Genomic DNA, 13,613 nt, shown 5'->3' with positions numbered 1-13,613 from the left:
AGGAGAGGCGGATCGGGCGCGGGGCGTCGTGCCCCATCGTCTCCACCTCCCGGAACGCGGTCCGGCGGGGCCGCGTCACTTGGCAAGCATCAACTGGCAAGCATCAACCGCGCCACGATGTGGCGCGGTTGATGCGGAGGGTCACTTGCCGATGTCGACGCCGTAGAAGGTGTGGCGGCCGAACGGCGAGAGCTTGAAGTCCTTCACTTCCTTGCGGACGGGCTTCAACTGCACGGCGTGGGCAATGGTGAACCACGGCGACTGTTCCTTGAAGATCACCTGCGCCTGCCGGTAGAGCTTCTCGCGCTCGGCCTGGTCGGTGACCGTCTTCGCCTTCACGACCAGGTCGTCGAAGGGCTTGTAGCAGAACTTCGCGACGTTGCCGCCGTTGTTCTTGGCCGCGTCGCAGCCCAGCAGCGTGTGCAGGAAGTTGTCCGGGTCGCCGTTGTCGCCGGTCCAGCCGAACATGCCGGTCTGGTGCTCGCCCGCCTGCAGGCGCTTGCGGTACTCGCCCCATTCGAAGCTCTTGATCTCGGCCTTGACGCCGACCTTGGCGAGATCGGCCTGCATCAGTTCGGCGATGCGCTTGGCGTTGGGGTTGTAGGGGCGCTGCACCGGCATGGCCCAGAGGTCGATCTCCAGCCCGTTCGGATAGCCGGCCTCGGCCAGCTCCTTCTTGGCCGCCTCCGGATCATAGGGGTCGTCCTTGATCGTCTCGTTATAGGACCACATGGTCGGCGGGATCGGGTTGATCGCCGCGACGCCGCTGGAGAGATAGACCGCGTCGATGATCGCCTGCTTGTTGATCGCCTTGTTGACGGCGTGGCGCACCTTGACGTCGTCGAACGGCTTCTTGGTGGTGTTGTAAGCGAGATAGCCGATGTTCAGGCCGGGCTGCTCGAGGATCTCGACATTGGCGTCCTTCCTGATCGCGTCGAGATCGGCCGGGTTCGGATAGGGCATGACATGGCATTCGCCCTTCTGCAGCTTGGCCCAGCGCACCGAGGCGTCCGGCGTGATCGCGAAGATCAGGTCGTCGATCTTGGCCTTGCCGGCCCAATAGTCGGGATTGGCCTTGTAGCGGATGATCGCGTCCTTCTGGTATTGCACGAGATAGAACGGGCCGGTGCCGATCGGGTCCTGGTCGAGCTTCTCGGGCGTGCCCGCCTTCAGCATCGCATCGGCATATTCCTTCGACTGCACGCTGGCATATTGCATGGCGAGGTCGGCAAGGAACGGTGCTTCCGGCTGGTTCAGCGTGAACTTGACGGTGTAGTCATCGACCTTCTCGACCGATTTCAGCAGCTTGGGCATGCCCATGTCGTTGAAATAGGAGTGGTTCGAGCTCGTCACCTTGAAGAACGGATGGTTCTCCTTCCACTGCCGCTCGATCATGAAGATGATGTCGTCGGCATTGAAGTCGCGCGTCGGCTTGAAGCTCTTGTTGGACTGCCACTTGACGTTCTTGCGCAGGTGGAAGGTGTAGGTCAGGCCATCCGGCGAGATATCCCATTTCTCGGCAAGGGCCGGCTGGACCTTGGTGCCGCCACGCTCGAACTGGACGATCGTGTCGTAGATCTGGGTGTTCGCATCGAAGGACGTGCCGGTGGTGTTGACGCTCGGCGCGAAATTCTCGGGACTGCCCTCGGAGCAATAGACCAGCGTCTTGGCCATCAGCGGTTGCGCGGCCATCAGCGCGGCGGCCGACAGCGTCGCCAACAGAATCGTCTTCATGGGTGTCTCCTTGAACGCCTTTCCGCCCTCGCGAGGGCGGCAAACGGCCCCGTTGTATCGGAAGCTCCTGGGGCGGAAGTCCCCGGGCCGCCTTGTCTACAGCTTATTCAAAGAAGGAGAGCGCGGATAGCCGTCTCGGAGGGCTCGAATGCCGGCTCCAAGGTGAGGGTAAACGATTGTGTCGGAACGGATTCCGGCCGGCGCGAGAGAGCTTGTGTTGCCGTCGGACGCTTATTCGAAAGTCTATGGGTTCCGGACAGGCCCGGTGTTCGGGCAGGCCTTCAGAGGACTTCGCGCACCCGCACCAGCGTCGTGTCCATATGGCGGCCGATCGCCTCGGCCAGGGCGTCGCCGTCGCGCCTGAGCAGCGCCGCCATCATGTCCTCATGCTCGGCGACCGCTCCGGCCCATTTTTCGGGGCCTTCGTTGCCGACGAAGCGCAGCCGCTTGATCCGCGATTGCAGCGTGGTGTGCATCTCGGCCAGCACCGCATTGCCGGAGGCGGCGACGATGGCGCTGTGGATCGCCTGATTGAGCTTGAAATAGTCGAGCCGGTCGCGCGTCGCGTAGAGTGCCAGCATGTCCCGGTGCAGCGTGTGGATCGCTTCGACCGTGGCGTCGCTGGCCTGCGCACAGGCGATCCGACCGCCGAGCTGCTCCAGGCTCTTGATGACTTCGAGGATGTCGGCGAGGTCCCGCGCCGAGAATTTCCGGACGATCGCGCCCTTGGCCGGCAGGATCTCGACCAGCCCCTCGCTGGCGAGAGTCTTGATCGCCTCGCGCAATGGCGTCCGCGACACGCCGAGCTGGGCGCCGACCTGGCCTTCGTTGATGCGCTGGCCGGGGGCGAGGCGCCCTTCGATGATCATGTCGCGCACGCGCTCCAGCACCTCGTCATGGAGGGTCCGCCGCGTGATCGGGATATAGTCGGCCGCCGTCTCGCTCATCGTTGCTCCCGTGTTTCCGGCCTCTCCGTTACGGCATGCGGCTTCCGCGCTGTCAAACCGGCACGTCGTTTCCGGCGGCAAACAGCGCGTCCTGCCGCCGGCGCATCGCCAGCAACCCGGAATCTTCGGGGATCGCGACATCGCCGAGGCGGATCGCTGCGCCGGCCTTGACCGGGCGAACGAGCGTCCGGTCGGCGATCAGGTAGAACGGGGCGGCGCGCTCGGCTGCCAGCGCCATCGCCGGCCTCACTTCGGCGCCGACATTGTCGATGCTGTGATGATGCCCGCCCATCGCGAGCACCGTCCCGGCGGCGAGATCGCGCTGCGCCACGGCGACGAGATCCTGCCGCGGGCGGTAACCGTCGCCATAGCCGGAGCGTCCGAGGCCGGCGGCATCGAGGATGGAGGTCGCGACCTCGACGCCGAGCAGATGGCGCGGCAGGTAGAGCGCAGCCGTCCTGCCGCTGCGGCTGACGACATGGCCCTTGCCGGCGAGCATCTCCCAGGTCTCGTCATTGTCGCAGCGCACGACGATGAAGACGCCGCCGGCGAAGCTCGCTTCTTCCTTGAGCCGCAGATGATGGAAGACGTCGATCCGGCGCGTGCCGCCCATCAGGCCGCCTTCGCTGCGCTCCGCGAAGAGATCGGCGAGCTCCGGCACGCGGGCCGGCGGCGCGTGGAAGCCGGCGGCATCGGCCGAGAAATCCAGCGCATTGGCGACGAGCGTCATCTCGCAGAGATCGGGCACGGCCCGCAGCGGGAAAGCCTCGCCGAGGATGCGCGCGCGCTCGGCGGCATTGGTCACGATCGAGCGCGAGCCCGGCAGCCAGTGCTCGCGCAGCGCCGGCAGCGAACGGGTCACGCCATTGCAGGTGACGTCGCCGGTCGCGGCATCGAGCACGAAATCGTATTCGCTCGACTTGCCGACTGCGATGATCTCGAGGCCGATGACCTCGGCCCAGCTCGCCAGCGCGATCAGTAGGCTCGGCTGGTCGCCGTCGACCGGCGTCACCACGACGCGCTTGTCGCGGGCGAGCCGCGCCAGCCCGGGACCCACGACGCTGTCGGCCTCCTTCGAGACCAGCGCGACATGGCGGCCGGCGTCGATCGCGGCGAGGCTGTGCCGTGTGGCTGCCTCGGGGCTCCCGGTGGCCTCGACGAGAAGCGCGAAGGGCAATTCCATGACGACGTCGAGGCTCGCCGCGGCGATGCACTTGCCGGCGTTCCATGCGGTCCTGGCCTCGGCGCCGGTCGCGCACAGCGCGATCTCGCCCGGCTCGAAACCGGCCGCGGCGAAGGCGCGTGCGGCCGCCTCGGCGGTGACGTCGACCGCGATGCGCGCATTGACCAGCCGCGTCCGGCGCGACTGCGCGAGATAGCTGCGCCCGAAGCTGCCGCTGCCGACCAGGCAGGTTTCGACCGGCTCCGCGATCCCGGCGTAATGCGCATGAAAATTCATCGGCCCTCCTTCGGCGCGGCCGCAATCCGCGCCTGCATCTTCCTGCTTGGTACAGCAATCTGGATATGCTGCATACAGCATACTTGAGTGGCCGGGCTGCCTGTGTTAGCCAACGGGCCAGACGAACGGACAGGCAGCGGAGTTGCGGCCATGAGTGAGCGGACGAATGACGCCTTGCCGGTGATCGCCGTTGCGATGGGCGATCCCTCCGGCATCAGTCCCGAATTGACGGCCCGCATCCTGTCGGAGGCCGACCTGCGCGGCGCTGCCCGCTATGTCGTCTTCGGCGACAAGCGGCTGCTCGATCTCGGCATCAAGGACGGCGGCGTCGATCCGCAGGTCCAGGTCGTCAAGGACGGTGACGCCGTGCCGCTTGGCGACAAGCCCGCCTTTATCGATCTCGGCAATCACGACCCCGCCGATCTCAAGCGCGGCACCGCGACGCTCGCCGGCGGCAAGGCTGCGACCGAGAATTTCCGCCGCGCGCTGCAATTCGCCGCCTCCGGCCAGGCCGATGCGGTGTTCTTCACGCCCTTCAACAAGGCGGCGATGCGCTTCGCCTATCCCGGCTATGACGACGAAATCCGCTTCGTGCGCGACGCGATCGGCTTCGAAGGCGCCGCGAGCGAGTTCAACATCCTCGACAAGCTCTGGAACGCCCGCGTCACCTCGCACATCCCGCTCTCGGAAGTGGCTCAGAACATCACGCAGGAGCGCATCCTGCGCGCCCTGACGCTGGCCGATGCCAATCTGCGCGCCGCCGGCTTCAACCCGCCGCGCATCGCGGTCGCGGGCATCAATCCTCATGCCGGCGATGGCGGCAATTTCGGCCGCGACGAGATCGAGACGATCGAGCCGGCGGTGAAGGCGGCCAAGGCCAAGGGCTTCACCGTCGAGGGGCCGTTCCCGTCGGATACGGTGTTCCTGCGCGCGAAGAACGGCGATTTCGACGCTGTCCTGACGATGTATCACGATCAGGGCCAGATCGCGATGAAGCTGATCGGCTTCGACCGTGGCGTCACCCTGATCGGCGGCTTCCCCTTCCCGATCTGCACGCCGGCCCATGGCACGGCCTATGAGATTGCCGGCAAGGGCGTCGCCAATCTCGGCGCGACGCGCGCCGCGCTCTCGCTCGCCATCAAGATGGCCCAGGATGGCAAGGAAAAGACCCGCGCCGCTGCCTGATCCCGCCTGTCCATGTCAAGGCCGCCGCCAAGAGCGGCCCGTCAATTCCAGCTCACAGGGAGAGAAACCATGAAGACCATTGCTATTTCGGCTGCGCTTGCCGGCGCGGTTGCCTTCGGCGGCATCGGTGCCGCCCAGGCCTGGGAACCGACCAAGCCGATCGAGTTCGTCGTGACCTCGGGCGCCGGCGGCGGCACCGACAATTTCGCTCGGATCATCCAGTCGATCATCACCAAGCACAAGTTCACCGAGCAGCCCATCGTGGTGGTGAACAAGGGCGGCGGCTCCGGCGCCGAAGGCTATGTCTACGGCAAGAGCGCCAAGGGCGATCCGAACCGCGTCATCTTCGGCACCAACAATGCCTATCTGCTGCCCTATGTCGCCAAGCTCGGCTACAAGTTCACGGACCTGACGCCGGTCGCGGCGCTGGCGCTCGACGAGTTCCTGCTCTGGGTCAAGGGCGATGCCCCCTATGCCGACGCCAAGAGCTATCTCGAGGCGGTCAAGGCCAAGCCGATGGGCTTCAAGATGGGCGGCAGCCAATCGAAGGACACCGACCAGACCCTGACCTCGATGATCCAGGACGCCGCCGGCGTGAAGTGGATCTACATCCCGTTCCAGGGCGGCAGCGCCGCGGCCGTGCAGCTCGCCGGCGGCCATATCGATTCCAACACCAACAACCCCAACGAGAATATCGGCCAGTGGAAGGCCGGGCAGGTCAAGCCGCTCTGCGTCTTCTCGCCGGTGCGCCTCGCCAAGGGCGAACCCGTTCATGACGGCAAGGGCTGGGGCGATATCCCGACCTGCAAGGAGGCGGGCCTGCCGCTGGAGACCTTCCAGATGCCGCGCACCGTCTGGCTGCCGGCCGACGTCCCGGCCGATGCCGTGACCTATTATGCCGGCCTGCTGGAGAAGGTCTCCAAGACCCCCGAATGGCAGGAATTCGTGACGCGCACCGCCCAGACCGGCAAGTTCATGAAGGGCAAGGAACTCGCCGATTTCGTCGCCAAGGACGAGGCGGCAAACAAGAAGGTCTTCGAGAACGAAGGCTGGGTCGCGAAGTAAGGTGGGATCGTCATTCCCGGGCGGCGCGGCGCGCCGACCCGGGAATCCCATGACGAGACGGCTGGTTTCCGAGATGGCCGGGTCAAGCCCGGCCATGACGTGCAAGCCCTGAAAGGGAGAACCCACCGCATGATCACCCGCTTCTGGGCCGAGATCGGGACCGCGATCCTGACGCTCGTCTTCGGGCTCGTCATCGTGAAGGGCTCGCTCGAATTCGGCATCGGCTGGGACAGCTCCGGTCCGCAGCCCGGCGCCTTTCCCTTCTATGCGGGGGCGCTGATCGCACTGGCGAGCCTCGGCACGATCGCGGTCACGCTCAGCCAACGCGTCGTAGGCAGGGCGGCGCTCGCCGAGGCCTTCCTCGATGCCGAGCGCGGCAAGCGGGTGCTGTCCTTCCTGCTGCCGCTCGTCGCCTTCGTCGTGCTGAGCGTAACGCTCGGCATGTATGTCGCGACGATCCTCTATCTCGTCTTCGCGATGCGCTTCCAGGGCGGCTACGGCTGGTTCCAGAGTCTCGCGACCGCTTTCGTGATGGCGGCCTTCTTCTATTTCGCCCTCGAGAAATTCTTCCAGATCGGCCTGCTGAAGGGCCCGATCGAGCCGCTCATCGGCCTCTGAGACGGCGGGGATATCAGCATGGATAACGTCGCCAACCTGATGCACGGCTTCTCGGTCGCGCTCACCACGCACCATGTCCTGCTGATGATGGCGGGCGTCCTGCTCGGCGTCCTCGTCGGCGTGCTGCCGGGTCTCGGCGCGCCCAACGGCGTCTCGCTGCTGCTGCCGCTGACCTTCTCGATGGACCCGGTCTCGGCGATCATCCTTTTGACCTCGCTCTACTGGGGTGCGCTCTTCGGCGGCTCGACCACCTCGATCCTGTTCAACATCCCCGGCGAACCCTCATCGGTCGCGACCACCTTCGACGGCCATCCGATGGCCAAGCAGGGCAAGGCGACGGAAGCGCTTTCCTTCGCCTTCCTCTCGGCCGGCTTCGGCGCCATGGCCGGCGTCATCCTGATCACGCTGCTCTCCGGATGGGTCGCGAATTTTGCGCTGCGCTTCTCCTCGCCCGAATATTTCGCCGTCTATTTCATGACCTTCGCCAGCTTCATCGGGCTCGGCGGCGCCTCGCCCTTCAAGACGGTCGTCTCGATGGCGATGGGCTTCGCACTGGCGACCATCGGCATGGACTCGGTTTCCGGCAATGTCCGCCTCACCTTCGAATTCGATGTGCTGCTCGCCGGCGTCAGCTTCCTGATCGCCGTCATCGGCCTGTTCGGCATCGGCGAATTGCTGCTGACGATGGAGGAGGGGCTGAAATTCGAGGGCGTCGCCGCCAAGGTGCGCATCGGTGACGTGCTGCGCACCGCCGCCAAGCTGCCGCGCTACTGGCTGGCCCTGCTGCGTTCATCGCTGATCGGCATCTGGATGGGCATCACGCCGGGCGGGCCGACCGCCGCCTCCTTCATGAGCTACGCCATGGCCAAGCGCTCCTCGCGCAACCCCGCCAAATTCGGCAAGGGCGAGCCCGAGGGCGTGATCGCGCCCGAGACGGCGGACCATGCCGCCGGTTCCGCGGCCATGCTGCCGATGCTGGCGCTCGGCATTCCCGGTTCCGCGACGGCTGCGGTGATGATGGGCGGGCTGATGATCTGGGGCCTCAACCCCGGCCCGACGCTGTTTACCGACCGGCCCGATTTCGTCTGGGGCCTGATCGCCTCGATGTATCTCGGCAATGTCGTGGCGGTGGTGATCGTGCTGGCGACGGTGCCGCTCTTCGCCTCGATCCTGCGCATTCCCTTCTCGATCATCGGGCCGGTCATCGTGGTGATCTGCTTCATCGGCGCCTTCACCGCCGCGAGCAAGGAATTCGACATCTGGCTCGCGCTGGTCTTCGGCCTCGTCGGCTATCTCTTCAAGAAGCTCGACTACCCGATCGCGCCGCTGGTGCTGGCCATGGTCATCGGCGACAAGGCCGAGGACGCCTTCCGCCAGTCGATGATCTTCAGCCAGGGCTCCCTTTCGATCTTCTGGTCGAACCCGCTGGTCTCGACGCTGATGGCGATCGGTCTCGCCCTGCTGGTGCTGCCGGCCGTCGGCAGCGCCGCGCGCCGCTTGCGCGGCGCCAAGGCCGCCAGCACTGTCTGAACCCGTCCTGCCCGCCACCTGAGATGACGCCATGACCGAACCCTACAAGGGCATCCTGCCGATCGCGCCGACCATCTTCCACGACAACGGCGACCTCGATATCGAGGGCAACAGGCGCGTCATGGACCTGATGGTCGACCAGGGCGTCGACGGCATCTGCATCCTCGCCAATTTCTCGGAGCAGTTCCTGCTCACCGACGAGGAGCGCGATCAGGTGATGCGGCTCTCGCTGGAGCAGGTCGCCGGCCGCGTGCCGGTCGTCGTCACGACCTCGCATTTCGCGACGCGCATCGCCGCCGCCCGCGCCAAGGCCGCAGCGGACGCCGGCGCCAAGATGCTGATGATGATGCCGCCCTATCACGGCGCGCTGCTCAAGGCCGACGAGCAGGGCATGATCGAGCATTTCAAGGCGGTGGCGGATGCCTGCGGCATCCCGATCATCCTCCAGGACGCGCCGCTTTCCGGCGTGACCATGACGGTACCCTTCATGATCCGGCTGGCGAAGGAGGTTCCGCTCGTCCGCTACTTCAAGATCGAGGTGCCGGGCACGGCGGGCAAGCTGCGCGCGCTGATCGAGGCGGGCGGCGACGCCGTGGTCGGCCCCTTCGACGGCGAGGAGGCGATCACGCTGATGGCCGATCTCGATGCCGGCGCCACCGGCACGATGACCTCGGCGATGATCCCGGACCTGATCAAGCCGATCCTCGCGGCCCACGCGGCCGGAGACCGCAAGCAGGCGGCAGCGCTCTATGCTCGCGTCCTGCCGATCATCAATTACGAGAACCGGCAGTGCGGCCTGCGCTCGGCCAAGGCGGTGATGAAGGAAGGCGGCGTGATCCGGTCGGAGGCCGTGCGCCATCCCCTGACCCCGCTGCATCCGAAGACCCGCGAAGGCCTGATCGAGCTGGCCCGCGAGCTCGATCCGCTGGCGCTGCGCTGGGGCAAGTAAGCGATATCCCCGAGGGCAGGAGCGGGGTTGCGTTTTTCGCGCCCTGCTCTGCCTTTACAAAGCGGGTCGGATCGCGGGAACCTCCTTGCCACCTGCCACCCGGCGGGAGCCATGGACGGAGAAGGTGAACGCATGCCCAGTCTCAAGCCGGAAACCCGCGAGAAGCTGCGCACGGTCTCCGTCGCCACGCTCTGCACGGCGCTGTTCAAGCGCGGCCTGCGCAACCAGTTCATCCAGGATGTCCGCCCGCTCAATCCCGGCGCCGGCACCATGGTCGGCGAGGCCTTCACGCTCCGCTACATCCCGGCGCGCGAGGACCTGAACCCGCTCTCCGTCTTCCAGGATCGTGCCCATCCGCAGCGCAAGGCGGTCGAGGATTGCCCGCCCGGCGCCGTGATGGTGATCGACAGCCGCAAGGACCCGCGTGCGGCTTCCGCCGGGGGTATCCTGGTCTCGCGCCTGATGAAGCGCGGCGTTGCCGGCGTCGTCACCGATGGCGGCTTCCGCGATTCCTACGAGATCGCGGGATTGCCGTTCCCGACCTATCACAACCGCCCGTCCTCCCCGACCAACCTGACCCTGCATCAGGCGATCGATATCAACGTGCCGATCGGCTGCGGCGACGTCGCGGTCTTCCCGGGCGATGTCGTGGTCGGCGATGCCGAGGGCGTCATCGTTATCCCCGCCCATCTCGCCGACGAGGTCGCGGCGGAGGCGGTCGAGATGACCGCCTTCGAAGATTTCGTCACCGAGGAGGTGCTGAAGGGCCGCTCGATCCTCGGCCTCTACCCGGCGACTGAGGAGCAGACCAAGACCGATTTCGCGACGTGGCGGAAGGCCAACGGTCGCTAAGTCGGGCTGATACCCGATTGAGGCAGGTCAATTGCAGGCCGTCGGCGCCAGTCGCGCCCGGCCGAGCACCATCATCCGGTCGACTTGGAAGCCCGAGCGCTGGAAAGCGTCATGGTCCTGCGCCCAGGCCGCCGAGCGCTCCAGCGAGATCGCGATTCGGGGCAGGTCGAGCTCGATCGCGAGCTGGTTGGCGAAGCGCAGCAACGCATCGACCAGGCAGGTGCCCGGCAGCCTCATCATTGCCAGTTCCGAGATCTCCAGCGCCGTGCCGCCCGCGATCGTCTGCGCGACGCGGAAGGTGAAGACGGCATGCGGCATGGCCCGCGCGTCGCGCAACGCGAAGACGCCGCGCGGCCGCGCGCCATCCTGCGAATTGTCGCGCACGAAGGCGGCCCAGCCCTCCGGGGTCACCTCCGGATGCAGCATGGCGACGAGGCTGAAGACCGTGTCGGCGCCCGCCGGCGCGATGCGCGCGACCTCGAAGATATCATCGCCAGTCACGAACGCTCTCCGGGGTTTCGAGGGCGTACCGTGATTGCCGGGCCGGCAAGGGCGCATTGATCTGGATCAAATCGGCGGCTTGCGACCAGAAGCGCGCTTTGTGGGCTCAAGCCCATGCGGTATGGTCTGCCGATGATCAGGAAGGTGCGATCGTGAACTGTCACCCCACGGCCTGCGGCGATGGCGGCTGCCGCAGCTGCATGGTGCGGCTGGTCAGCGTCTGTGCGTCCCTGACGGATGACGAGCTGGCGCTGCTCGAATCCCTGGCGCATCCCACGCATTTCGCCTCCGGCGCGACGCTGTTCACGCAAGGCCGCGAGGCGCATTCCGTCTACAACGTCACGGCCGGCGTCGTGCGCCTCTACAAGCTGCTCTCCGACGGTCGCCGGCAGGTGGTCGGTTTCGCGCTGCCGGGCGATTTTCTGGGCCTTGCGATGCGCGATGCCTACGGCTTCTCGGCCGATGCCATCGGCGATGTCGCGGTCTGCGCCTTCGCGCGCGGCGCCTATACCGCGCTGGTCGATGCCAAGCCGCATCTGCTCAAGCGATTGCACGAGTTCGCGACGCATGAGCTGACGCTTGCCCATGAACAGATGATGCTCCTCGGCCGGCGCACGGCCGAGGAGAAGCTGATCTGCTTCCTGCTCGGCATGCAGCAGCGCTGGGCGCGCCTCGGCAAGCCGTCGGTCACGGTGCCGCTGCCGATGACGCGGCAGGACATCGCCGATTTCCTCGGCCTGACCATCGAAACGGTGAGCCGCACCTTCACCCGCCTCGCCCGCGAAAAGACCATCCTGATCGTCCCTGGCGGCGTGCGCGTGATGAACGCTGCGCGGATGAGCGCCGTCGCGGCCTGAGGGCTGCCGCGCGCGATACGAGATGGCGCGGTTCTCAGGGCCAGGGCGCTGATGATCGCCGTCGCCGTGTTGATCCTGCCTGCCCCTGCGCGCTCGATCTGAACGGTCTCTTAACCCTGCCGGGCTAGCACTGGGGCTCAGGTTAACGAAGCGTAGTGTTCGCCTAAGCCCATGCATAAACTGGATCGTCACCGCCGCGCGAACGCCGTCGTTCCCGAGGATAATCGCTTCGTTCAGCCACAGGAGGGCGCGTCGTCCGCGACGCCGGAAGCCCCTGCGGCCGAGTCGATTCGGCAGGGGGGATCATCCTCCAGCCTCTGGCCGACCTATGTCAGGCCCTCGCGCTCCACGGACGCCCAGCGCAAGCTTGCGCAGGCCGAGCAGGAGCTGGCCGCTTCCCCGGTTCTGGGCCAGGCCCTCGACATCGCCATGTCCCCGAACGCTCCCGCTCCGGGCGAGAGCCGCGTCCGCTTCTGGCGCACGCCGGATCATCTGATCCGGCAGGTCTGGGGAGCGCCCGGTACCGAGACGGCGCCCGAACCGGCAACGGATGAAACGGTCTCCGTCGAGCTGACGTTCAACGAGGGCGAGAACGCCTTCACCGACGAGATGGCGTTCGAGGCTCCTGCGGAGATTGTTGTCGTCCCGGAGCAGGACGTTGCGACGCCGCTCGATTTCATCTCGGATCATGCCTTCTGGGAATGCGTGCCCGAGGCCGAGCGCGACGACGCCGAGTTCTCCTTCGAGCCCGTCTCTCTGCCGATGCCGGCGGAAGCGCTGGCCCATGCCCCGGTCATCGCCTTCGAGGAAGAGCCGCGGGTCGCGAAGCGTGAAGCGACGCCGATCGCGGTGACTGCTCCGGTGGTCGCGCCCGCCTGGTCCGGCTTCGGCTGGGGGCAGAGCTATCAGGTGAGCTTCCAGATCGCGACGCCCTCCTGGCAGGCCCCGGCCGCGGAAACGGTTGCGGTCGAGGACGAGGCTCCGGCCCCGGAAGAAACTGTGCCTGTAGCGAAGCCCGGCGTGCCGCTGGCGCGCAGCACGCGACCTGCGGTCGAGCCCAAGCCTGTTCCATCCAAACCGGTTCAGCCCCAGCCCGCCCAACCGGAACCTGCGCGCCCTGAACCTGAATCTGTGGCCCAGCCCGCCAAGGTCACGCCCTTCAGGGCCAAGCTCCGCCTTGTCGAGTTGCCGGTGGTGCAGGATGCCGGCTTCCAGTTGCCGCCGATCGAGTTCCTCGCCGAGCCGCCGCCGACGCAGGATGAGAGACTGCCGGTCGAGACGCTCCAGCAGAATGCCGGCCTGCTCGAAGGCGTGCTGGAGGACTTCAATATCCGTGGCGAGATCGTCCAGGCCTGTCCCGGCCCGGTCGTGACCCTCTATGAACTGGAGCCGGCCCCCGGCATCAAGAGCTCCCGGGTGATCTCCCTCGCCGACGACATCGCGCGTTCGATGAGCGCGGTCTCGGCGCGCGTTGCGGTGGTTCAGGGCAAGAACGCGATCGGCATCGAACTGCCCAACACCCGCCGCGAGACCGTTTTCCTGCGCGAACTCCTCGCCAGCCAGGATTTCGAGGCGACCAAGCACAAGCTCGCGCTCTGCCTCGGCAAGACCATCGGCGGCGAACCGGTCATCGCCGATCTCGCCCGCATGCCCCATCTGCTCGTCGCCGGCACCACCGGCTCGGGCAAGTCGGTCGCCATCAACACCATGATCCTGTCGATCCTCTACCGGCTGAAGCCGGAGGAGTGCCGCCTGATCATGGTCGATCCCAAGATGCTCGAACTCTCCGTCTATGACGGCATCCCGCATCTGCTCACCCCGGTCGTCACCGATCCCAAGAAGGCGGTCGTCGCCCTGAAATGGGCGGTGCGCGAGATGGAGGAGCGCTACAAGAAGATGTCGAAGCTCTCGGTGCG

12 protein-coding genes are annotated in these 13,613 nt (G+C 66.4%); 8 read left to right on the top strand and 4 right to left on the bottom strand.

What is annotated here, in order from left to right; genetic code table 11:
• Positions 1 to 141: 141 nt before the first annotated feature.
• The 3 genes from BLQ70_RS24340 to BLQ70_RS24330 all read right to left on the bottom strand — a co-directional run bounded on the left by BLQ70_RS24340 (position 142) and on the right by BLQ70_RS24330 (position 4,140).
• Positions 142 to 1,734 carry an ABC transporter substrate-binding protein gene (locus tag BLQ70_RS24340; protein ID WP_061966557.1) on the bottom strand — a complete coding sequence of 531 codons (1,593 nt, stop codon included), beginning with the start codon at positions 1,732 to 1,734 and terminating at the stop codon, positions 142 to 144.
• A 281-nt stretch (positions 1,735 to 2,015) separates the two neighbouring features.
• Positions 2,016 to 2,681, bottom strand: coding sequence for a GntR family transcriptional regulator (locus tag BLQ70_RS24335; RefSeq protein ID WP_061966556.1), 666 nt, complete (start codon positions 2,679 to 2,681; stop codon positions 2,016 to 2,018).
• Between the two features lie 52 nt (positions 2,682 to 2,733).
• On the bottom strand, positions 2,734 to 4,140 hold the full coding sequence (locus tag BLQ70_RS24330) for a flagellar biosynthesis protein FlgA (protein ID WP_091862628.1): 1,407 nt from the start codon (positions 4,138 to 4,140) through the stop codon (positions 2,734 to 2,736).
• A gap of 150 nt (positions 4,141 to 4,290) precedes the next feature.
• Here BLQ70_RS24330 and BLQ70_RS24325 point away from each other — a divergent pair, with 150 nt between their 5' ends.
• The 6 genes from BLQ70_RS24325 (at position 4,291) to BLQ70_RS24300 (ending at position 10,339) form a co-directional block, all read left to right on the top strand.
• A complete protein-coding gene (locus BLQ70_RS24325; RefSeq protein WP_061966554.1) occupies positions 4,291 to 5,325 on the top strand; it encodes a 4-hydroxythreonine-4-phosphate dehydrogenase PdxA in 1,035 nt (344 codons plus the stop codon).
• 69 nt (positions 5,326 to 5,394) lie between these two features.
• Positions 5,395 to 6,390 carry a Bug family tripartite tricarboxylate transporter substrate binding protein gene (locus tag BLQ70_RS24320; protein ID WP_061966553.1) on the top strand — a complete coding sequence of 332 codons (996 nt, stop codon included), beginning with the start codon at positions 5,395 to 5,397 and terminating at the stop codon, positions 6,388 to 6,390.
• A gap of 129 nt (positions 6,391 to 6,519) precedes the next feature.
• Entirely contained in the window at positions 6,520 to 7,008 is a 489-nt protein-coding gene (locus BLQ70_RS24315; RefSeq protein WP_091862625.1) for a tripartite tricarboxylate transporter TctB family protein, read from the top strand.
• A gap of 18 nt (positions 7,009 to 7,026) precedes the next feature.
• Positions 7,027 to 8,538 (top strand): tripartite tricarboxylate transporter permease, encoded by a 1,512-nt coding sequence (locus BLQ70_RS24310; protein ID WP_091862622.1) that lies wholly within the window; start codon positions 7,027 to 7,029, stop codon positions 8,536 to 8,538.
• Positions 8,539 to 8,569: 31 nt separating this feature from the next.
• On the top strand, positions 8,570 to 9,487 hold the full coding sequence (locus BLQ70_RS24305) for a dihydrodipicolinate synthase family protein (RefSeq protein WP_091862619.1): 918 nt from the start codon (positions 8,570 to 8,572) through the stop codon (positions 9,485 to 9,487).
• Between the two features lie 132 nt (positions 9,488 to 9,619).
• A complete protein-coding gene (locus tag BLQ70_RS24300) occupies positions 9,620 to 10,339 on the top strand; it encodes a ribonuclease activity regulator RraA (RefSeq protein WP_091862616.1) in 720 nt (239 codons plus the stop codon).
• A gap of 27 nt (positions 10,340 to 10,366) precedes the next feature.
• Here BLQ70_RS24300 and BLQ70_RS24295 read toward each other — a convergent pair whose 3' ends face one another.
• Complete coding sequence (locus tag BLQ70_RS24295; protein WP_091862613.1) at positions 10,367 to 10,840, bottom strand: hypothetical protein; 474 nt, start codon at positions 10,838 to 10,840, stop codon at positions 10,367 to 10,369.
• A 200-nt stretch (positions 10,841 to 11,040) separates the two neighbouring features.
• Between BLQ70_RS24295 and BLQ70_RS24290 the strand changes: the two genes are divergently transcribed.
• A complete protein-coding gene (locus tag BLQ70_RS24290) occupies positions 11,041 to 11,697 on the top strand; it encodes a helix-turn-helix domain-containing protein (RefSeq protein WP_082617320.1) in 657 nt (218 codons plus the stop codon).
• A gap of 171 nt (positions 11,698 to 11,868) precedes the next feature.
• On the top strand, positions 11,869 to 13,613 hold a 1,745-nt coding region (locus BLQ70_RS26065), incomplete at its 3' end, for a DNA translocase FtsK (RefSeq protein ID WP_280140844.1).

It is taken from the genome of Allobosea robiniae, from assembly GCF_900102525.1.
In the GTDB taxonomy this organism is placed as follows: domain Bacteria; phylum Pseudomonadota; class Alphaproteobacteria; order Rhizobiales; family Beijerinckiaceae; genus Allobosea; species Allobosea robiniae.
Note: the sequence above shows the minus strand (reverse complement) of the source record. Positions and strands in the feature narration are given on the sequence as shown.

Excerpts from the sequence above, each read along its gene's own strand:
- BLQ70_RS24325 (WP_061966554.1), top strand. The coding sequence starts at position 4,291 with ATGAGTGAGCGGACGAATGACGCCTTGCCGGTGATCGCCGTTGCGATG.
- BLQ70_RS24315 (WP_091862625.1), top strand. The coding sequence starts at position 6,520 with ATGATCACCCGCTTCTGGGCCGAGATCGGGACCGCGATCCTGACGCTC.
- BLQ70_RS24340 (WP_061966557.1), bottom strand. The coding sequence starts at position 1,734 with ATGAAGACGATTCTGTTGGCGACGCTGTCGGCCGCCGCGCTGATGGCC.
- BLQ70_RS24320 (WP_061966553.1), top strand. The coding sequence starts at position 5,395 with ATGAAGACCATTGCTATTTCGGCTGCGCTTGCCGGCGCGGTTGCCTTC.
- BLQ70_RS24335 (WP_061966556.1), bottom strand. The coding sequence starts at position 2,681 with ATGAGCGAGACGGCGGCCGACTATATCCCGATCACGCGGCGGACCCTC.
- BLQ70_RS24300 (WP_091862616.1), top strand. The coding sequence starts at position 9,620 with ATGCCCAGTCTCAAGCCGGAAACCCGCGAGAAGCTGCGCACGGTCTCC.
- BLQ70_RS24330 (WP_091862628.1), bottom strand. The coding sequence starts at position 4,140 with ATGAATTTTCATGCGCATTACGCCGGGATCGCGGAGCCGGTCGAAACC.
- BLQ70_RS24305 (WP_091862619.1), top strand. The coding sequence starts at position 8,570 with ATGACCGAACCCTACAAGGGCATCCTGCCGATCGCGCCGACCATCTTC.
- BLQ70_RS24290 (WP_082617320.1), top strand. The coding sequence starts at position 11,041 with ATGGTGCGGCTGGTCAGCGTCTGTGCGTCCCTGACGGATGACGAGCTG.
- BLQ70_RS24310 (WP_091862622.1), top strand. The coding sequence starts at position 7,027 with ATGGATAACGTCGCCAACCTGATGCACGGCTTCTCGGTCGCGCTCACC.